This window comes from Paenibacillus agaridevorans (genome assembly GCF_003112455.1).
Lineage (GTDB): Bacteria > Bacillota > Bacilli > Paenibacillales > Paenibacillaceae > Pristimantibacillus > Pristimantibacillus agaridevorans.
This window is the reverse complement of sequence record NZ_BDQX01000115.1, coordinates 13,988-33,320: the sequence shown is the minus strand read 5'-3', so window position 1 is coordinate 33,320 and position 19,333 is coordinate 13,988. Positions and strand designations below refer to the sequence as shown.

11 protein-coding genes are annotated in these 19,333 nt (G+C 48.3%); all 11 read left to right on the top strand.

What is annotated here, in order from left to right:
- Positions 1–184, top strand: a 184-nt coding sequence (locus PAT3040_RS36975; RefSeq protein WP_181376581.1) for a sensor histidine kinase, incomplete at its 5' end; no start/stop codon positions are given.
- Positions 185–416: 232 nt separating this feature from the next.
- Positions 417–2,945, top strand: a complete 2,529-nt coding sequence (locus tag PAT3040_RS12145) for a glycoside hydrolase family 2 protein (RefSeq protein WP_108992865.1) — start codon at positions 417–419, stop codon at positions 2,943–2,945.
- Between the two features lie 32 nt (positions 2,946–2,977).
- A complete protein-coding gene (locus PAT3040_RS12140) occupies positions 2,978–4,720 on the top strand; it encodes a sensor histidine kinase (protein ID WP_258234955.1) in 1,743 nt (580 codons plus the stop codon).
- A complete protein-coding gene (locus tag PAT3040_RS12135) occupies positions 4,705–6,381 on the top strand; it encodes a response regulator (protein ID WP_108992863.1) in 1,677 nt (558 codons plus the stop codon). Before PAT3040_RS12140 ends, PAT3040_RS12135 begins: the two co-directional genes overlap by 16 nt.
- 88 nt (positions 6,382–6,469) lie before the next feature.
- Positions 6,470–8,179: an extracellular solute-binding protein gene (locus PAT3040_RS12130; protein WP_181376580.1), complete on the top strand. Its 1,710-nt coding sequence runs from the start codon at positions 6,470–6,472 to the stop codon at positions 8,177–8,179.
- 61 nt (positions 8,180–8,240) lie between these two features.
- Complete coding sequence (locus PAT3040_RS12125; protein ID WP_108992861.1) at positions 8,241–9,137, top strand: ABC transporter permease; 897 nt, start codon at positions 8,241–8,243, stop codon at positions 9,135–9,137.
- Positions 9,138–9,150: 13 nt separating this feature from the next.
- A complete protein-coding gene (locus tag PAT3040_RS12120; RefSeq protein WP_087569097.1) occupies positions 9,151–10,035 on the top strand; it encodes a carbohydrate ABC transporter permease in 885 nt (294 codons plus the stop codon).
- A gap of 58 nt (positions 10,036–10,093) precedes the next feature.
- On the top strand, positions 10,094–15,475 hold the full coding sequence (locus PAT3040_RS12115) for an S-layer homology domain-containing protein (protein WP_108992860.1): 5,382 nt from the start codon (positions 10,094–10,096) through the stop codon (positions 15,473–15,475).
- A gap of 226 nt (positions 15,476–15,701) precedes the next feature.
- Positions 15,702–16,727, top strand: coding sequence for a Gfo/Idh/MocA family oxidoreductase (locus tag PAT3040_RS12110; RefSeq protein ID WP_108992859.1), 1,026 nt, complete (start codon positions 15,702–15,704; stop codon positions 16,725–16,727).
- Positions 16,728–16,745: 18 nt separating this feature from the next.
- Positions 16,746–17,789 (top strand): zinc-dependent dehydrogenase, encoded by a 1,044-nt coding sequence (locus PAT3040_RS12105; protein ID WP_108992858.1) that lies wholly within the window; start codon positions 16,746–16,748, stop codon positions 17,787–17,789.
- A gap of 16 nt (positions 17,790–17,805) precedes the next feature.
- A complete protein-coding gene (locus PAT3040_RS12100) occupies positions 17,806–19,332 on the top strand; it encodes a xylulokinase (protein ID WP_108992857.1) in 1,527 nt (508 codons plus the stop codon).
- Position 19,333 lies beyond the last annotated feature (1 nt).

Sequence of the window (19,333 nt, the reverse complement as noted above, 5' to 3'; positions counted from 1 at the left end):
GCGGCTCGCCGCGATCGTGCGGGGCGACGCGTCCGACAAGGGCTACGGCATCCGCAACGTGCATCAGCGCGTGCAGCTCCACTACGGCGAAGCCTACGGCCTTCGCTACGAGGCCCGCGATGGCGGCGGCCTTCGCGCCGTCATCCATTTGCCGCTCAAACCGACGATCAAGCCGCAGGATTAATGTTAGTACAACATGGCCGCACGTACGACCTGCTGGTTTATTCAAATCACGATTGACTCACCCCGAAGATCCTGCACCGCGCAGGGTTGTTCGGGGCCTTTTTATTTGGGTCCGGCAATGATTATTCGAAAAGTAAAAGAATATCTATTTCATTGTAAAGAAGTGTCTCTATAGATGGGCAACGGCTGCGAATATAATGTACGTAATGCCAATTTGAGAGGAAGAGATCCGTTTGATTACACGAAATAGTCTGGATGAGACAGAGCGTTTGTCCTTTAATCCGGGAACCATACCCTTCAGCAAAAAATCCGTAAATGTTAGAATGGATAGGGTAACTCCGCAAGATCCATCGAAAGCGGGCTATGCTCGAAAATACATGTTGGATGATCAATGGTTCATCTCTAAACATTCCGAGGAAACGAACGGACCGTCGGGAGAGTGGTGGCCGGCCGTCGTTCCTGGAAGCGTTCACACCGCATTGATGAATGCCGGAAAAATTCCCGATCCCTATGAAGGGAAAAATGATTCAATTGCAAGAGATCAGAGTTTTTGCGCATGGTGGTTTAAAAAGGAAATAAAAATTCCTGCCGATTCGACGGCTATGCGAATTGTATTTAATGGGGTATGCGACTCCTGCACCGTCTGGTTCAACGATCATCAGGTTGCTGCCAATCAAGGCATGTTTACCTCTTTCGAATTCGATATTGCCGAGTCGATGAAGAAGGATTGCAACACCTTGTTGGTCAGACTGGAGCCAGCGCCTTATCGAATCAGCGAGGGGGAGCCCAATCCTTACTGGATCGGCATGAACGTAGGGTGGATGGATACGGTTGTGTTTAACAATGTGTACGGCTGGCATTATATCGATGTGCCGGCTACAGGCATTTGGAGAACGGTTATTTTGGAAGAAAAGCCGGTCGTTGAAATAAAAAATCCCTTTATTGCAACAAGAGATTTCATGGCAGGCACGATGAATTTGTCGGTTCATCTGGAGGGAGGAACGCACGAACGGGAAGGCACTTTGTATGTCGAAATTGAGCCGGATAATTTCGATGGGAATTCATTCGGTTTCGAGTATGAAGTCCGGTCGTCGGAGATCGGGCCGGAGATGCAATTCGAGTTTCAGATACCGGAACATAGGTTATGGTGGCCCAATGGGCTGGGGGATCCCCATCTGTATCGCATGAACCTGATTTTTATTCCGAAGGAGGGTATTGGCGACCGGAAGGAGGTCATCTTCGGTGTAAGACAAGTTCAATTTAATCCATTGCCGGGAGGACCGGATCCCGAGCTATACAACTGGGTTCTGCAAGTTAACGGGAGAGCCGTCTTCGCCAAAGGAACCAACTGGTGCACCATTGACGCTTTGATGAGATTCGATAAGGAGAGATACGCGCGGTTTATGGATCTGGCTCGCCGATCCCATATTCAATTCATGCGCGCTTGGGGAGCGGGCTTGCCGGAAACGGACGAATTTTACGACCTGGCCGACCGTATGGGCATTATGGTCTACCAAGAATGGCCGACGGCTTGGGACAGTCATAAAGTTCAACCGATCTCGATTCTGGAAAAAACCGTGAGACAAAATATGATGCGCCTGCGCAATCATCCGTCGCTCGTTCAGTGGGGCGGAGGCAACGAGTCGCCGGATCCGACTGGCGAAGCCATTGATATGATGGGGCGCTTAAGCTACGAATTGGATGGGACAAGAACTTTCAGACGCACGCAGCCGTGGGGAGGCAGCCTGAACAATTACGATGTCTATTGGGGGCGTCAGCCTCTGGATCGTAATTTAAAGCTGGAGTCGCCGTTCCTTGGCGAGTTCGGCCTCGCATCGGCTCCAAACCTGGAGTCGGTAAAGAAATACATTCCGCAACATGAATGGGAAGCGTGGCCGCCTCCGCCGTTCGGGACGTTTGCCCATAAGACCCCGGTGTTTAATCGCAATGAAGATATGAGCAGGCTGTCGCATTACGTTGCCGATTTTATCGACAATAGCAGCATGGAGGCGTTTGTGCTGGGAACGCAGCTTGCACAGGCTACAGGAATGCGCCATACGCTCGAATTAGCCAGAACACGGTGGCCGGAAGCAGCGGGGGTTGCCTTCTACAAACTGAACGATAACTGCCCGTCCGTCTCCTGGTCGATAGTCGATTGGTATGGCGCGCCCAAACTTGCTTATTATTTTGTCCAGGATGCCTATTCTCCGCTTGCTGCCGTTGTTCTGCTGGACGGCTTAAATCCAGGGGATTCTCCGATGGATGCACCCGTTTTTATTCTGGATGATTCCAATTGTCTCGCCGGTCAAAACTGGGAGGTTGAAGTGACGGCATTCGGTTCGACGCTGCGGGAAGTGAAAAAAACGTTTTTTTGCGGGCACGGGACGATCCCCATTCGCCAGCAATTGGGCCAGTTCTCTTTAACAAAAGAGCAAATAAACCATACGCCTTTGTTTATGGTTTGCGAGCTGCGAGTGGAGGGCAGGGTCAGATATCGGTCATTCTACTGGCTTAATTATTTATCCGACCGAGGCTGTCTATTCCGATTGCCGAGAACAACGCTGCAAAGCGAGAGGCATCGCGATAAATTGATTATCCGAAACACAGGGAACATACCCGCCGTTGGTGTGAGCATAAGCTCGGCCAACTCAAACGAGATGGTTGCAGAAGATAATTACTTTTGGATCAACCCGGGAGAAACGAGAGAGGTCGGCATAAACGGAAATTGGGATGTTGCCGTACAAGCTTGGAATACCGACTGAAGCTGAGGCTTGGAGGTGGAGCATTGAAGCTTATGAGACCGCGCACCATATATAATCAACTGCTTATGGCGTTCCTGCTGGTAGCGGTACCGCTCTATGTGGCGAATCTTTTTATTAACATAAAAGGAGCGGAACAAAATAAATCGCAAATAACAAGCTCCTTGCAGTTTCGCGTAAGTTCTTACATCGACAATATGGAAGACGAGATCGAAAGAATTACCCGGCTCAAAAGCGATTATGTGATGGATGCGGATTTGTTGCAGCTTAGCACCATTAGCGAAGGTCTCGATATCTTTGAACGGTTTCGGATCACGCTTGCCTTGCAAAAACGTCTGCAGATTATGCAGATGTCCAGCTCGTTGATTAAAAATACGGGGATATTTATCCCCGCCATCGACAGAACAATTACAGCCTATGAGTATTTGACAAGTATCGATCAGGAATGGCTTGACATTCTTAGTCGGCATAACGAGAATCGGCTGCTGATGATAGATAGCCGGTTGTTTATGAGTTTGCCCTATCCGGGAAGGGATGTCGCCGACAAAATGTTGTTGTATTTGCTTTCGATCGAGCTTTCTACCGATGAGATTATCAAATCCATGAACAGCAAAAGAACCTTCGAAAATGAAGGCTCGCTGCTATTGGACAAACATAATAATCGCGTGATTGCCAATGCAAGCTCTATTGCGGATACGGAAGCTTTCGTCCATTTTATTGCCGATACCGTCCATGAAAATAAAAATAGCGGATCGGGTTTTATCCAAGTAGAAAACAGGGAGTACTATGCAGCCTACGAAAGCTCCGATTATCTTGGTTTGACCTACATGACCTTTATTCCCGAGAGGGAGATTATGGGGCCTGTGCGATTGTATACCGTTTGGTTCTGGATTCTGTCCATCACCTCCATAGGCTTCATTTTTTTGTTTTCCTATTGGATCCGGCGCATTATTCACAGACCGTTGGTGTATTTGGTTCAATCCTTTCGCAGAATGGAAGCGGGGGATTTGCAGGTCAAAATTTCTCATGACAGAAGAGACGAATTCGGATTTTTGTACGAAAGATTCAACAATATGATTAATCGGCTTGGTCAGCTGATAGGGGAAGTGTATGAGCAGAAAATCAATAGCCAGAGAGCGGAATTAAAGAGACTCCAGTCGCAGATTAATCCCCATTTTCTTTATAATAACCATTTTATATTGGCCAGATTGATCAAGGCGGGGGACAATGACCGCGCATACGTTTTTGCCAAGTACATCGGCGAATATTTGCGTTATGTAACCAAGGATGAACAAGACGAAATTACGCTGGAACAGGAATTTTTGTTTGCAAAAGCTTATACCAATATTCAATTGATTTGTTATACCGAAAGGGTACAAATCGTATTGGAGCCTCCGCCTCCCCAGTCGCTGGCCTTAAAAGTACCGCGTCTGATTTTGCAGCCCATCCTGGAAAATGCGTTCGAGCATTCGCTCGAGAATAAATTGACAAATGGTATATTGAAGCTTTCATTCTCGCAAAATGGAAGCGGTGTCTCTGCCATTATTGAAGACAATGGAGATGAACTTGAGTCCTCGGTCATCGAACATATTCGCCAAAGTTTAAATGCTCGGGAAACGTCCGTAGGCGAAGGAACGGCCTTAATCAATATTCACAATCGGCTGCGGATCAAGTTCGGCGACGAATCGGGGATCGAAGTATCCCGCAGCAGTCTGGGCGGATTAAAAGTGGAAGTAAGGATAAGCGGAGGGAGCGGATCGTCATGTACAGATTGCTGATTGTCGACGACTTGCCTATTATCGTGCAGAGTATGGTGCAATTTTTCGAGGATTTGCATCGCGAGGACCTGGAGATTCTGTCCGCCGTCTCGGCGTTTGAAACACTCCATTTAATGAAATCCAACAAAGTCGATATCGTTATATCCGATATCAAGATGCCCGGTATGTCGGGCTTGGAAATGCTGAAACAAATCAAAGATCATTGGCCGCGGTGCAAAGTTATTCTCTTGACCAGCTATAGCGACTTCAAATATTCGAAGGATGCCATTTCGCTGGGCGCATTCGATTATATTCTGAAGACCGAAGACGATGAGAAAATCGTTGAATCCGTCGATAAAGCCATTCGATCGCTAAATGAGGAATTCGAACGGGACGAACTCTACGCCAAAACGAAGGAGCAGTTGCGAGAGTCGCTTCCCAACATGCAAAGAGCATATTTGGGGGACATTCTGCGGGGGAAACAAGTATCCGCCGAAATAAGAAAAAACCAATTCGATTTGTTGCAAATCCCGCTTGATCCCTCCAAACCCGTCTTCGTGACGATCGGGCGCATAGACGGGCAGACGGGGGACAACCTGGAGCCGGAGGAAATTCAATCGATTTATTTGGTACAGCATGTATTCGAGGAATATGCGCCCAATTTGTTCCGATACTTCGCGATCCCCAATGAACCATCCAAATGTATCTGGCTCATCCAACAAGTTGAAAGCGGCACGGAAAGCGACACGTTATCGGAAACCTTTCCGGACCTTTTGCTGGGGATTTTCGAGAACGTTCAGAATACCTGCCGAAATTTATTTCAGATCACCCTATCGATACTGATCGGCAGAAAGCCTGTTATTTGGCGCGATATCGCGCCAAAATACGACGACCTGTGTCTGGAGTTAGGCTGGGGGCTTGGCGTAAACCGAGAAATTTTGGTCACGGACGATGAGCTGGCCGATCGCGCTGGCAGCAGTGACGCCGACTTCTCGGAAGAAGGCGAAGAAGAGCGACCGCGTTTCGAAAGACTGAACAGGTTGACGGATTATCTGGAAAACAATCAACGTTGGCTCTTTTTCCAAACGTTTGAAGAATATTTGGATGTATCATTCGACAATAAGACGGCAGTCTATTATCGGTTAGGTTATCTTCACGGTTTGGCTTCCACCCTTGTCTACTATATTTCCAAAACAAACAGGAGAGCCATTGCCCGCGAGCTCTACGACCCCAAACGCATTTATACGGCAATCGATTCGGAATCCGCCAGCGAAATCAAAAGCCGGTTTACCGAGGCGGCGCTTTATATTTTCGACTGCATCGAAAAAGAAAGGCGGGAGCAATCCCATGGCGTGATCGAAAAAATTCATGATTATGTCGAACATAATCTGATGAATGATGTGTCTTTGAAGACGCTGGCGGAGCGTGCGAATTTTAACTCATCTTATTTGTCTAGGCTGTATAAACAAATGACCGGTCGAGGTTTGCGGGAATATGTATTGGATTTAAAGCTCGAGAGAGCTCAATTTATGCTGCTTGAAAGTGATATGAAGGTGCAGGATATTGCGCAGGCTGTAGGCTATCAATCCAGTTTGGCGTTTATTCGTTTTTTCAAAAGCCAGGTGCAAATGACGCCGCAAGAATATCGCGAAGTAAAGAAAAGCATGGAAAAGAGGTCATAACTCGTATCTTACATACGAAAGTTTCACTGCTTATAATCAAACTGAGATGAGAACGCATTCATCCAAGAAATCTAGGGGGGATCTCAGAGTGTACAGGAAACTCGTATTAGTGGGAGTTGCCGCAGCATGTCTTTTTGTCGCCGCGTGCAGCAATGAATCGCAGGAAGGCAAGTCTTCAACATCAACGGCAGGGCAAGAGACAGCTTCGGCATCATCGTCCAAGACTCCGGAACAAGATTTTGACCCCATGCAGAAATATGACCCTCCGGTCGAGGTCACGACAGTCAGGTCCATGAATCCTTCAATCATATGGGATCAGGGCGAAAGCTATGATCGCAACGGTGTGTACGCCGCCTATGAAAACGATTTGGGGATCAAGATCAAAAATCTCTGGAGCGTGGACGGATCCCAGTATGATCAGAAAGTGAACATTGCGATCGCCAGCGGCGATATTCCCGATCTTATGCAAGTGAACAGCGTTCAATTCCAGCAATTGCTGGATGCGGATATGCTGATGGATATCGGCGAAATCTTCGAGAAATACGCTACATCGTATACGAAAGAGTACGTGACGCGAGACGGCGGCGGGCAGCTGGATTCTACGAAAATTAATGGAAAAATGATGGCTTTGCCTTACACGAACGGCGTTCATAACGATTCGACCTATTTATTTATCCGCAATGATTGGCTCGCCGAGCTGGGATTGCAGCCGCCTAAGACGATGCAGGATCTGGAGGCGATCTCGACGGCATTTACCCGCAACGATCCGGACCGCAACGGCAAGGATGATACATTCGGATTGGCGCTTCAGAAGGATCTCATGAGCGGATCGTTGGGCTTGCAGGGCTTCTTTAACGGATTTCATGCCTACCCCAACATTTGGCTGAAAAACGAAGCGGGCGAGCTCGTATACGGCAGCATTCAACCGGAAATGAAAAACGCGTTGGCCAAGCTGAAAGAGATGTACGCGAACGGTGAGATAGACAAGGAGTTTGGCGTCAAGGATCTGGCTAAAGAAGCGGAGTTGATCGCCCAGGACAAAATCGGCATCACATACGGCCTCTTCTGGACCGGGAATTATCCCTTGCAAGCCGGGGCTGTAAAAGACGGTAAAGTCATTCAGGATTGGGGCGTATACCCGATTGTGTCGGCAGATGATCAAATAGCCAAGGCGCAGCTGCAAAAATCGACCGGATTATATTATGTTGTATCCAAGAAAGCCAAAAACCCCGAAGCGATTATTAAAATGTATAACCAATCCATCTGGGCAATGGATGCTCCGGCAACGGACCCGAATGCCGCGAAATACGTCAAAGGGAAAATCCAAATTGAAGGCGGAGCTGATCAGACCTATTATGTATTGAATCCTACATTCGTGGGCAAGCAAGACCGTTTTCCGGTGGTAGGCAAGGCAATCTCGAAGGCGTTGGCCGAAAAAGACCCGACGCTTCTGCCGGACTCGGAATTGATTTTGTACGATTTTATGACCGATTATTTAAACGGAAATACCGACCATTGGGGTTATGCTATGCAGTTGAAACAAGGCGGCACGCTCGAAACCATGTATCAGTACACCCAGGAGAACCGTTTTGTCTTTAACGAATATTTCGGTGCGCTGACACCTTCAATGGCCGAAAAAAATAGTACGTTGTCCAAAAAGCAGGAGGAAGTTTTCACGAGAATTATCGTCGGTGCCGCTCCGCTGGAAGAATTCGATTCTTTCGTCGAACAATGGAAGTCCCTCGGCGGCAACGACATCACGAAAGAAGTAAACGAGTGGTATCAAACTGTTAGATGATAAGATTCGAAGGGAGGTCCAAACGGTCCTCCCTCATTATTAAAGAAGGTCAGGAGCGTAAATGAGAAAAAAACATAAAATTAATTGGCCTTTCCATGCCATGTTATTTCCAGGCGTGCTGTTGGTGTTTGTCTATTGCTACATCCCGATGGCAGGTATCATGATTGCCTTTCAGAAATTTAATCCCGGCAAAGGAGTGTTTCATTCGCCTTGGGTCGGCTGGGACAATTTCAGGTTTGTATTCGCCATGGAAGATACCCTCCAGGTGATCTATAACACCGTATTCATTGCCGTGCTGAAGATCGTAGTCGGATTTGTCGTGCCCATTCTTTTTGCGCTGTTGCTGAATGAAGTCAGAAAGACGCTGTTCAAGAGAACCGTCCAAACGCTCGTCTATTTACCGCACTTTATGTCTTGGGTCATTCTGGGGGGGATCCTGGTCGACATTCTATCCCCGTCGAATGGACTGGTTGGCAAGGCGATATCTTTCTTAGGACTGGAGCCAGTATTTTTTCTTGGCAGAAACGACTGGTTCCCTTTTGTCCTGGTTCTCTCCGATGTCTGGAAGGAATTCGGTTTCGGCACAATCGTTTATCTGGCTGCTTTGACCAGCATAAACCCTTCCCTGTACGAGGCGGCCAAAATTGACGGCGCCAACCGCTGGAAGCAAACGATTCATATTTCGATACCCGGCATTGTGCCGATGATCGTACTAGTGGGCACGCTGAGCTTAGGCAACGTTCTCAATGCGGGATTCGATCAAGTCTATAACTTGTATAGCCCGCTAGTTTATGAACGAGGAGACATCATTGATACGCTGATCTATCGTTTGGGATTGGAGAGCGCGCAGTATGGCGTGGCCACGGCTCTTGGACTTTTCAAATCTTTGGTATCTTTTGTTCTGATCGCCACTTCTTATTTCGTGGCTTATCGGTTCGCCAACTATCGAATCTTTTAAAGCAGGTGCTTCAATGAGCAGATTTAAGATAACAGGCCTTCAAGCTTTTCAATGGTTTAATTACGCGTTCTTATCGGTTGCCGCATTTTTATGTTTGGTACCGATCATTCATGTGCTTGCCTTATCTTTGAGTTCGGCAAGCGCGGCCGGAGCTGGAGAGGTTTTGCTTTGGCCAGTCGAGTTCACGCTTTCTTCTTACAAATTCGTTATTATGAAAGAACAATTTTTGCAAGGCACGTGGGTTTCGGCCCAGAGAGTAGTCTTGGGTACGGCAATCAATTGCTTGTTGACGATTCTGATTGCCTACCCGTTATCAAAGAGCTCGAGGTCGTTTCGTTCGAGAAGCGTTTACGCTTGGTATTTCGTTTTTACTATGCTCTTTGGCGGAGGGCTCATCCCCCATTATATTACGGTTAAGAGCACAGGGTTGATCGACTCCATCTGGGCATTGGTATTGCCGACTGCGGTACCAGTATTTAATGTGATTCTGCTGCTTAATTTCTTTCGTTCATTGCCAAAGGAAGTTGAGGAGTCTGGTTTGATTGACGGTGCAAGTCATTTTCGGATTATGTGGTCGATTTATGTTCCGCTGGCAATGCCGGCAATTGCAACGATCACATTGTTTTCGCTTGTGGGTCACTGGAATAGTTGGTTTGACGGCATTATTTTTATGAACGATCCGCATAATTATCCGCTGCAGAGCTACTTGCAGACCATTTTGATTAAACGGGATGTCAGCTTCATTACGCCCGAAGAAGTAAAAACGCTGATTCACGTATCGGAACGAACAAGTAAAGCGGCACAAGTGTTTGTGGCCACTCTCCCTATTCTGTTGATTTATCCGTTCTTGCAACGGTACTTTGTCAGCGGAATCGTACTTGGCAGTGTGAAAGAATGACGCGATAGAATGACGATTTGAATGCGGTTACACCTTATAGTAGGAGGTTATACGTGAAATGGGCAAAACATGTCGTACCGGTATTGCTTGCATAATTGCGTTCTTGCTATTTTTTTCATCTATCAGCATTCCAGGCTTTAAAAAATTTATCAACGAAGTATCGGCCGCAGAAAGCAATTACAATTCCGTCTTGCAGAACCCTTCGTTTGAATCGGCATCAAACGGCATTGCCGACCACTGGGCGATATCGGAAGGCAGCTATACCGTTGATACAGTGGCAGAAAACGTGTATGACGGCTCACGGTCCATTCACTTGCAAAATACCGTCGGCGAGAATACGAATTATGGCATCTATCAGACCATCCATTTGAACCGTACTAGTATTGCACCGGTCAAGATCAGCGGCTGGAGCAAGGCGGAGGGTATAAGCGGGACTCATAGTCCTGACGTTGCCGCATACTCGATCTGGGTAGACCTCTTATATGACGATGATACGTCTGAATGGGGACATGCTCGAGCGTTCGACACCGGGTTGGACGGTTGGCAATTTATCGAGTTTACGATAAATCCTATTAAACCGATTAAAAGCTTGACGATAAACGGATTATTTAGAGGCATAGCGGGTGAAGTTTGGTTCGACGATTTTAATGTTCAAGAATTTCGAACGGATACTGTTCAGAATCCTTCATTCGAGACGGTATCGGGAAATCACGCAGCAAACTGGGCACCTCTAAATCTAGGTTATACCTTAGATTCAGCCAATGCGAAAAGCGGATCTAACTCCATTTATATGGAGAATAATACTGGAGCGGGTTCGCAATACGGAGTTTCTCAAACAATTACTTTAAATCGCAGTGTCATTGCTCCGATAAAGTTCGGCGGCTGGAGCAAAGCGGAAGGCGTCGCGGGGAGTCCAAGCATCAATTACTCCATATGGGTAGATATTGAATACAACGACGGCACGCCCTTATGGGGACAGATCGTAACGCTAAATACCGGCACGCATGACTGGCAGTATGCCGAGTATACGATAAACCCGGAAAAACCGGTCAAGAGACTTACCATTAATGCATTGTTCAAGGACACGGCAGGGAAAGTATGGTTTGACGATTTTAAAGTCGAAGAATACCCGTTCGAAGAGCCTGCAATTCCGGCGGACAATCTGTTGCAAAATAGCGATCTGGGAAATATGGCGGACGGCGCTTTCACGGGATGGAATAGTTGGTTGGCCGGTTATAGCGTCGCCAATACGGAGGGGCTAGGCGGTTCGCGGGGAGCCAAAATCGTTAGGGAATCGGTTCAGGCAGCAGAAAACGGTATTTATCAGGAACTGATGCTGAACAGAGAAGAGGCCCTGCCTTTGCTGATTAGCGGTTGGAGCAAAGCTCTGGATGTCGACGGAAACATTTCTTCGGATTACTCCTTATATGCCGATATTGTATACAACGACGGAACCGAGGGATTGGGCTTTCATGTTCAGTTCGATGTCGGCACACATGGTTGGCAGTACAAGACGCTATATATTGAACCCGAAAAGCCGATTAAGTCGATCAAGATATTTGGTATATTTAGAAATCATACCGGAACGGTGTGGTTCGACAACATTGTCGTAGAAGAACTGGACAGTGTAACGGCCTACAATGTTATTCCGACAGATACACAGGGTATAGAAAAAGTGACGAACGGAAGCATGGAAATCACTAACGGCAACTTGCTCAACGATTGGAACCCGTTCGGCAAGGGATATTCACTGGACAATGGGGGCGGACGCAACGGCACGACCGGCGTTATGATGGAAAATACGTCGGCAACCGATGAGGGAGGCATGTATACCGGGGTTGGCCTGTATCAGACTACGCCTCGTTTGTTGGCCATCAGCGGCTGGAGCAAGGCGGAAGAAGTTGACGGTGAGATCGATAACGGATACGCGATCTATATGGACATTGCTTTCGCCGATGGAACATGGCTGAACGCGAAAACAATCTCGTTTATGAACGGTACGCATGATTGGCAGCAACGCATGTTCTATTATAATCCGCCGAAACCAGTATCGGCAATCTACTTGTATGCCCTGTTCAGCAGACATACAGGCAAAGTATGGTTTGACGATTTCTCGATAAGAGAAATCACAACGGGAGCCGAACTCCAAAATGCGATGGTAACTCAGGTAAATGAGCGGCCGCAGAATGCTTATACGACACTGGAGACGGAGGACGGATTAAGTTTGTCGCTAGGCGATAACGGCATCGCTTCGCTGAAGCAAGACAATGTGGAGCTTAAAGTTCCCGGCGTACCTTCCGGATTCTTGATCAGAGATCAGGCAGCCGATTCCAACTTGTATGCATTCCGTCGGACAGGCGCCGGTACAGCGAATGAATATAAAGGCAGGGTCGAGGATTTGGGTCTGGAGGTCGATGCGGACTTTGAGGAGTTGGACAACGCCATCAAAGTCACTGGCCGTTTGACCGACACAACGCAGTCAGACCGGGCGGTCACGTTATCGTTTGCCCTGCCGGTGAACGCATCGGGCTGGGTGTGGGACGATTATATTCGCCAAAGCAGAGTTATCAGACCATATGATGAGGCGTATACGTATTCGAATAATGATCAACCGGATTTTGAGACTGGACCGTTGTCACTTTACCCGACTACGGCGATATACGATAAGGCATCAGGCAAGTCTCTGGCCCTTGCGGTCGATTACAACAAGCCAACCCATTATAAGCTGGATTACAACCGGGGAACGAAGCAGTTGCTCATCACTTTCGAATTCGGCTTGTCTCCCGATACAGCGAATTTTCCTTCCAGCGCGGACTTTTCGTTCGTGATATACCGTTTCGATCCGGAGTGGGGATTTAGAAGCTCGTTCGATAAATATACGGAGCTCTTCCCTGAGTTCTACACCGTTCGTTCGAAGGAGCAAGGCATATGGATGCCGTTCGCTTCGATCGCGGATATCCCTAACTGGCAGGATTTTGGCTTCCAGTACAAAGAGGGCGACGATAACGATCCGGATCGCCAATTTCATATCGATAACGATATCGACGATTTTAACTATACTGAACCATCCACATGGTGGCAGAAGATTGACCAAAACCTGCCGCAAACGATTGAGACCGCGATCTCAGAACGGGAAAAGATGACGGAAGAAGGTTTCCTGCCTGCCCAAATGGCAGTCGTCGCGGGGATGAAAAACGCTCTCGGCAATCCGATCCTCCAAATGGTACAGACTCCTTGGACAAATGGCGCGAGATGGATGGTGAACTCGAATCCCGATCTAAAGAATCCCGACTACCCTGACTATCCGAACGGGTACGAGCTTTATTACAGCGATGAGATTCTGGAAAGGCGTTATGGTGGCGAGGACGCGATGGACGGAGAGTATTTGGACACGCTTGATGGCTGGCCATATACGCTCGATTACGAACGCGGACACTTCGGTCCTGCGAAGACGCCTTTGGTGTATTCTTCTATTACAAAACAGCCTGCGGTTCACCGCGCATTTGCCGCGTGGGAACTGGTCAAGAAATTATCGGATCGCATGCACGGCATGGACAAGATGATGATGTCTAACGGAACGCCTTATAGCTATTCGATGTATATGCCGTGGCTGGATATTATGGGCAATGAACGCAACTGGCTTGGAGTAGATTATTCCTACAACCCGGATCCGGATTATCTTTTGAGCCGCTTCAGAACGCTTTCCGCGCAGAAACCGTACAACATGCTGCAAAACACGGATTTCGCTCATTTCACAAATGAATATATGGAGTTGTATATGCAGCGTCTCCTCTTCTACGGCATCTATCCGAGCGCATTTAGCAAAAATGCCAGCGAAAACAACTACTGGATTACTCCGGAATACTACAATAGAGACCGCGAGTTGTTTAAGAAATATGTGCCGATCGTGGAAGAAGTGGCGGAAGCCGGCTGGGAATCTATCACATATGCCACCAGCAACAATCCTGAAGTATATGTGGAACGTTATGGAAAAGGATCCACGGTGTATTTGACGGTTATGAACGATTCTAAGACAACCGACAATACGGCGACAATTAAATTTGACCCTGAAGAAATGGGGTTAAATGGTGATTTAGTCATCACGGAGATGATCTCCGGATCCGAGATCGAATTTGAAAACAATGAGTTTGAGATTGAGATGAATTCTAATCAGACCATGGCATTTAAAATTGGACGAAAACTGGAGCCCAATCCGGGAGGCGGCCATAGCAATGTAGGAGAAGTGAATGAGGACAATGGCACCGAAACGAGTGTAAACGATGGGGTCATTGTCGTCAAACCGAAGGCAACTTCTGGAAGCCTTGCATTTGCAATAACGAAAGCGCAGATTGACAAGGCGATTGTTGGCGCCACAAGCGATTATGTTGTCATTCAAATGGAAGCCGACACCGGGGGGCCCATCAGACTGGAGCTGCCGACGGGAGCGATCGCGGCACTGCAGAAGAGTGGTAAGGGACTGAAAATTGTTACGTCTCCCGTAACGATACAATATCCGCCAGGAGCGCTGCCTGTTCAAGCAAGAACGGGGGACGGCACAATTCGTCTGGTCGTGGGTATCGGCCAAGAAGGCTCTGTGGACAACCAGGTGGCGAATGTCATTAAGGGCGACAAGTCGATGTACGGCACGAAAATCGTATACGAGTTGGAATTAAATTATGTTGGTAGTGACGGCACGATAACGCCGATTCGCGAGTTCGACAAAGCGGTCACTGTTACTCGGACGCTAACGGACAAAGAGCTGGCAGGAATGGATATGGATATGGCCGGCGTTTATTACCTGAATGGCAAGGAAGCAGTCTATATGGGCGGTACGTTCAACGGCAATGAGGTTATATTCAACACCACCCATTTCTCAAGTTACGCGATACTGGAATACCGCAAGACATTCGCCGATACGGATGATCACTGGGCGAAGGGCTTTATCAGCAAGCTGGCAGCTCGGCATGCGATTGAAGGCGTTGACGGGACGAGATTCCTCCCAGATAATGCCGTAACGCGAGCAGACTTTGCGGTCGTCGCGGTGAAGGCGCTTGGCTTCTTCAAACTTGTGCCGGGTTCCCCGGAATTTTCGGATGTTGCATCCGACAAATATTATGCGGCATACGTGCACAAAGCACATGAGCTTGGACTGGTAACGGGCTTCGACGGACGATTCCGTCCGGAAGAGACGATTACCCGTGAAGAAGCGGCTGTTATTCTGATGAGACTGCACAATTATTTAAACAAAGACAAGGCTGAGGTTAGTGACGAGGATGCGTTCACTGATATTGCTGATGCATCCCATTGGGCGCGCAGCGCGATTGCGGACGCAAAAGCGCTCCGATTCGTGAGCGGCAAAGGCGGGGGGCGCTTCGATCCGCAAGCGGACGTGACCCGTGCCGAAATCGCCAAGATGATCTGGTTGTCTGTAAATTCGTGATGTTACACGTTGCGTAAAACAAAAAATGGCGGTGCAGGTTTCGCACCCTGACACCGCTATTTTTTTGAGCCAGGCCTTATCACAGCCATTCAAATGAGAGAGCCTGCCGTTGGGATGGCTCCTGTTAGTTCTCTGTCGCCTCGACCGACACATCAATGCCGAGCGATCGATAACATATGATTGTGAAAGATAATAAACGATAATAAAAATGAGGGTGGCATACGCAATGAATTCGAAGAGTGAAATCGGGATTTGTGTCATTGGAGCGGGCCGGGCAGGATTGATTCATGCACATCATTTTCGTAAAAATGTTCCGTTCGCAAGACTTGTAGCCGTTGTGGACCCAAGTCAGGAAGCTGCAGAGAAGGCGATACACGAATTAGAGATTAATCGATACTATACAGATTACACTCAGGCATTGGATGATCAGGATATTGACGCGGTGGTGGTTGTAACCCCTACTATCTATCATAAGGAAATTGTTGTTGCGGCTGCACGGGCAGGGAAACATGTATTGTGCGAAAAGCCCATGGCGATGAACGAGCAAGAATGCGATGAAATGATAGCCGCATGCGAATCGGCAGGGGTTACTCTTCAGATGGCCTTCATGCGTCGATTCGACGATAGCTTTATTGAAGCAAAAAGGCAGATTGACAGTGGGGCCATAGGCGAGGTTGTGTTGGTGAAATCGTTGACGCGAGGACCAAGCAAACCTATGCCATGGATGTACGATTTAAAGAAAAGCAACGGTCCATTGGCAGAAGTCAACAGTCATGACATTGATACGCTCAGATGGTTTGCCGAATCGGAGATCTCGGAGGTATATGCTACGGGGGGCAATTTCCGCAACCGGGAGATTCGTCATGAATACCCTGACTTTTATGACAGCGTTGCCTTAACGGCCAAATTCAGCGACGGCAAACAAGGAAGCATCGACGGAGCGCTCTATGTTCAGTACGGCTATGACAGCAGGGTGGAGGTAGTCGGGACTGAGGGCGTTATTTTTCTAGGGCAGACACACGAGAAGTCCATAGTGGTTGCGGGACGCGACCATCAATTGAAACGCCCATTTATGAATAGCTGGCGTTCCCTGTTCAAGGAAGCTTATTTGGCGGAGGATACCGACTTTATAGCTTCGATCCTCGAAGGAAGGAATCCGAGAGTGACGGGATATGATGGCAAGATGGCTGTAAAGGTTGTGGAAGCGGGTAACCGGTCGATTGGCTCGGGATCGGTTGTTAAATTAGATTGACAGGAAGGGGGGCATACAATGAAGGCGGTCCGATTATATGAAAAGAACGTTATTCGAATTGCAGAGGTTCCGGTACCCACTATCAATGAACGCGAGCTATTGATCAAGGTGAAACGGGCGGGTATATGCGGAACGGATATGAGGATGATCAAAAACGGGTTTCCAGGTGTAACAGCTGACAGTCCGAGAACGCTTGGGCATGAGTTCAGCGGTATCATTGCCGAGGTCGGCAGTGCGGTAGAAGGCTACAGTGAAGGCATGCGAGTAACTGTCGCGCCGAACATGGGATGCGGGATTTGCGATTTATGCGTACAGGGGGATCAGCATCTATGCCGGGACTATACAGCGCTTGGCATTCAGTCGGATGGCGGCTTTGCAGAATATGTTCGCATCCCGGAGCAAGCAATTCGATTCGGGAATATTGTAAGGATTCCGGACAATGTGAGTGACGATGCCGCAGCTTTGAATGAGCCATTGTCCTGTGTCTACAACGGGATTAAACAATGTCCTGTTAATCCCGGAGATAATGTGCTTATTATAGGCGCCGGGCCTATCGGCCTGATGTACGCGATGTTAGCAAAGATGTCTGGGGCGGGGAAAGTATTTATCAATAACCGTTCTCCTGATCGTCTTCGTATCTGCAAGGAGGTTGATTCTACCTTTATACCGGTTGGGCCGGAAGGGATCCAAGAAAGGATCTACGAGCTGTCCGAAGGTAAAGGAATTGATATGTGCGTTACGGCCAATCCTTCGCCTGAAGCGCAACAGCTTGCGGTGGAACTTGCGGCAATGAATGGCAGAATCAATTTTTTTGGAGGCCTGCCCAAAGATAGACAAATGGTGAACTTGAACACCAATGCGATTCACTACAAGCAATTGATGGTAACGGGAACGACGAAAGCCAACAATCATCATTTTCGCAAAACGCTGCAATTTATAGCAAACGGAATTATCGATGTTAATCCGCTTATTTCCGCCCGATACCCGATCGAACAGTTCAAAGATGCGCTAAGTTATGCGGGAAGCTCGCAAGGCATCAAAACACTAATCTCATTTGACTAGGAGGCATTTATCGAGGATGAGCAGCAGTGCGCGGACGAATTATGCGATTGCGGCGGATGTGGGGACACAGGGCACCAAGGTGGCGTTAGTTGCGTTCGACGGTACCCATCAGGCTACCGCATTTATCCCATCTCAATTAATTAGGGGCGGCAACGGGCTGGTGGAACAGGATCCGGAGGAAATGCTGGCATCGGTTGTTAGAGGCATACGCTCTGTCGTAGAGCAAAGCGGCGTCAAGCAAGAGCAAATCGCAGGTATCGGCATTGACGGGCAGATGGCCGGCATATTGGGGATTGACGAGGACTGGAATACGGTCATGCCTTTTGATTCTTGGCTGGATCGCCGTTGTGAAGCAACAATGCCTCTGATCAAGGAGTGGGGCGAGGAAGAATACATACGTATAACGGGATGCCCGGTCACGTATGCGCACGGACCTAAGATAATCTGGTGGCGTAGGGAACAATCGGAGATCTATAACCGAATCGCCAAGTTTCTGGTGCCAAGCGCTTATATTGCAGGGAAGCTGGCTGAATTAAAAGCGGAGGATGCTTTTATCGACCATACACATCTTCATTTTACCGGATTTGCGGATGTGGAGAAGGAAGCGTGGTCGGATCTTTTGCTGCAGGCCTTTGATATCGACAAGGCGAAGATGCCGCGTATAGTGCGGCCATGGGAGGTCATAGGCGGTCTAAGCTCTCGATATGCCCAGCTAACGGGATTAGCGCAAGGTTCTCCGATTGTAGCCGGCTGCGGAGATACGGCGGCGTCTATCCTGGGGGCAGGCATTGTCAGCTCCGGTCAATTGTTTGATGTGGCGGGGACGGCTTCCGTGTTGTCCTGCTGCGTGGATCAATACAAGCCGGACGTGGGAGGGAAAACTTTGATTTATGCCCGATCCGTACTGCCGGAATTATGGACTCCTCTGGCCTATATCAATGGAGGCGGCGGCTGCTTGTCTTGGCTTAGGAAACAGACGGGCAGCAACTACGACGAGCTAAATCAGCTCGCTTCCGTCAAACAGCCAGGCAGTGGGGGACTAATGTTTATTCCGCATTACGGTGGACGGGTTTGTCCCAACCAATCGTCTATGAAGGGGAGTTGGAGCGGTCTGGATTTTGCCCATGACAAGGGGGATTTGTTCCGCTCTATGCTGGAGGCAATCGCTTATGAATACAAGTATTACTTGAACACGCTGGAGCAGCTCATTGGCAAGGCTGATTATGAGGAAGTTCGCGTGACGGGCGGAGGCGCTCGCAGCTCCGTGTTTAATCAAATTAAAGCGGATGTGCTTGGCATTCCATATCGGGTCTTGAACACGGTTGATTCATCGCTGCTTGCGGGGGCGTTATTGGTTGGCAAGGGGACCGGGATGATTGCCAACATTGCCGATTCTGTTGCAGGACTCACCGTTGCCACTCAAAGCTATTACCCTGATCCAGGGAAGCGCAGGCAATACGAAAGATATGCCAGTCATTATTTAAAAACGCTTAATGTAATGAATGATTTATATCAGCAACTGGAACAAGAAGTTGGGGGATGAG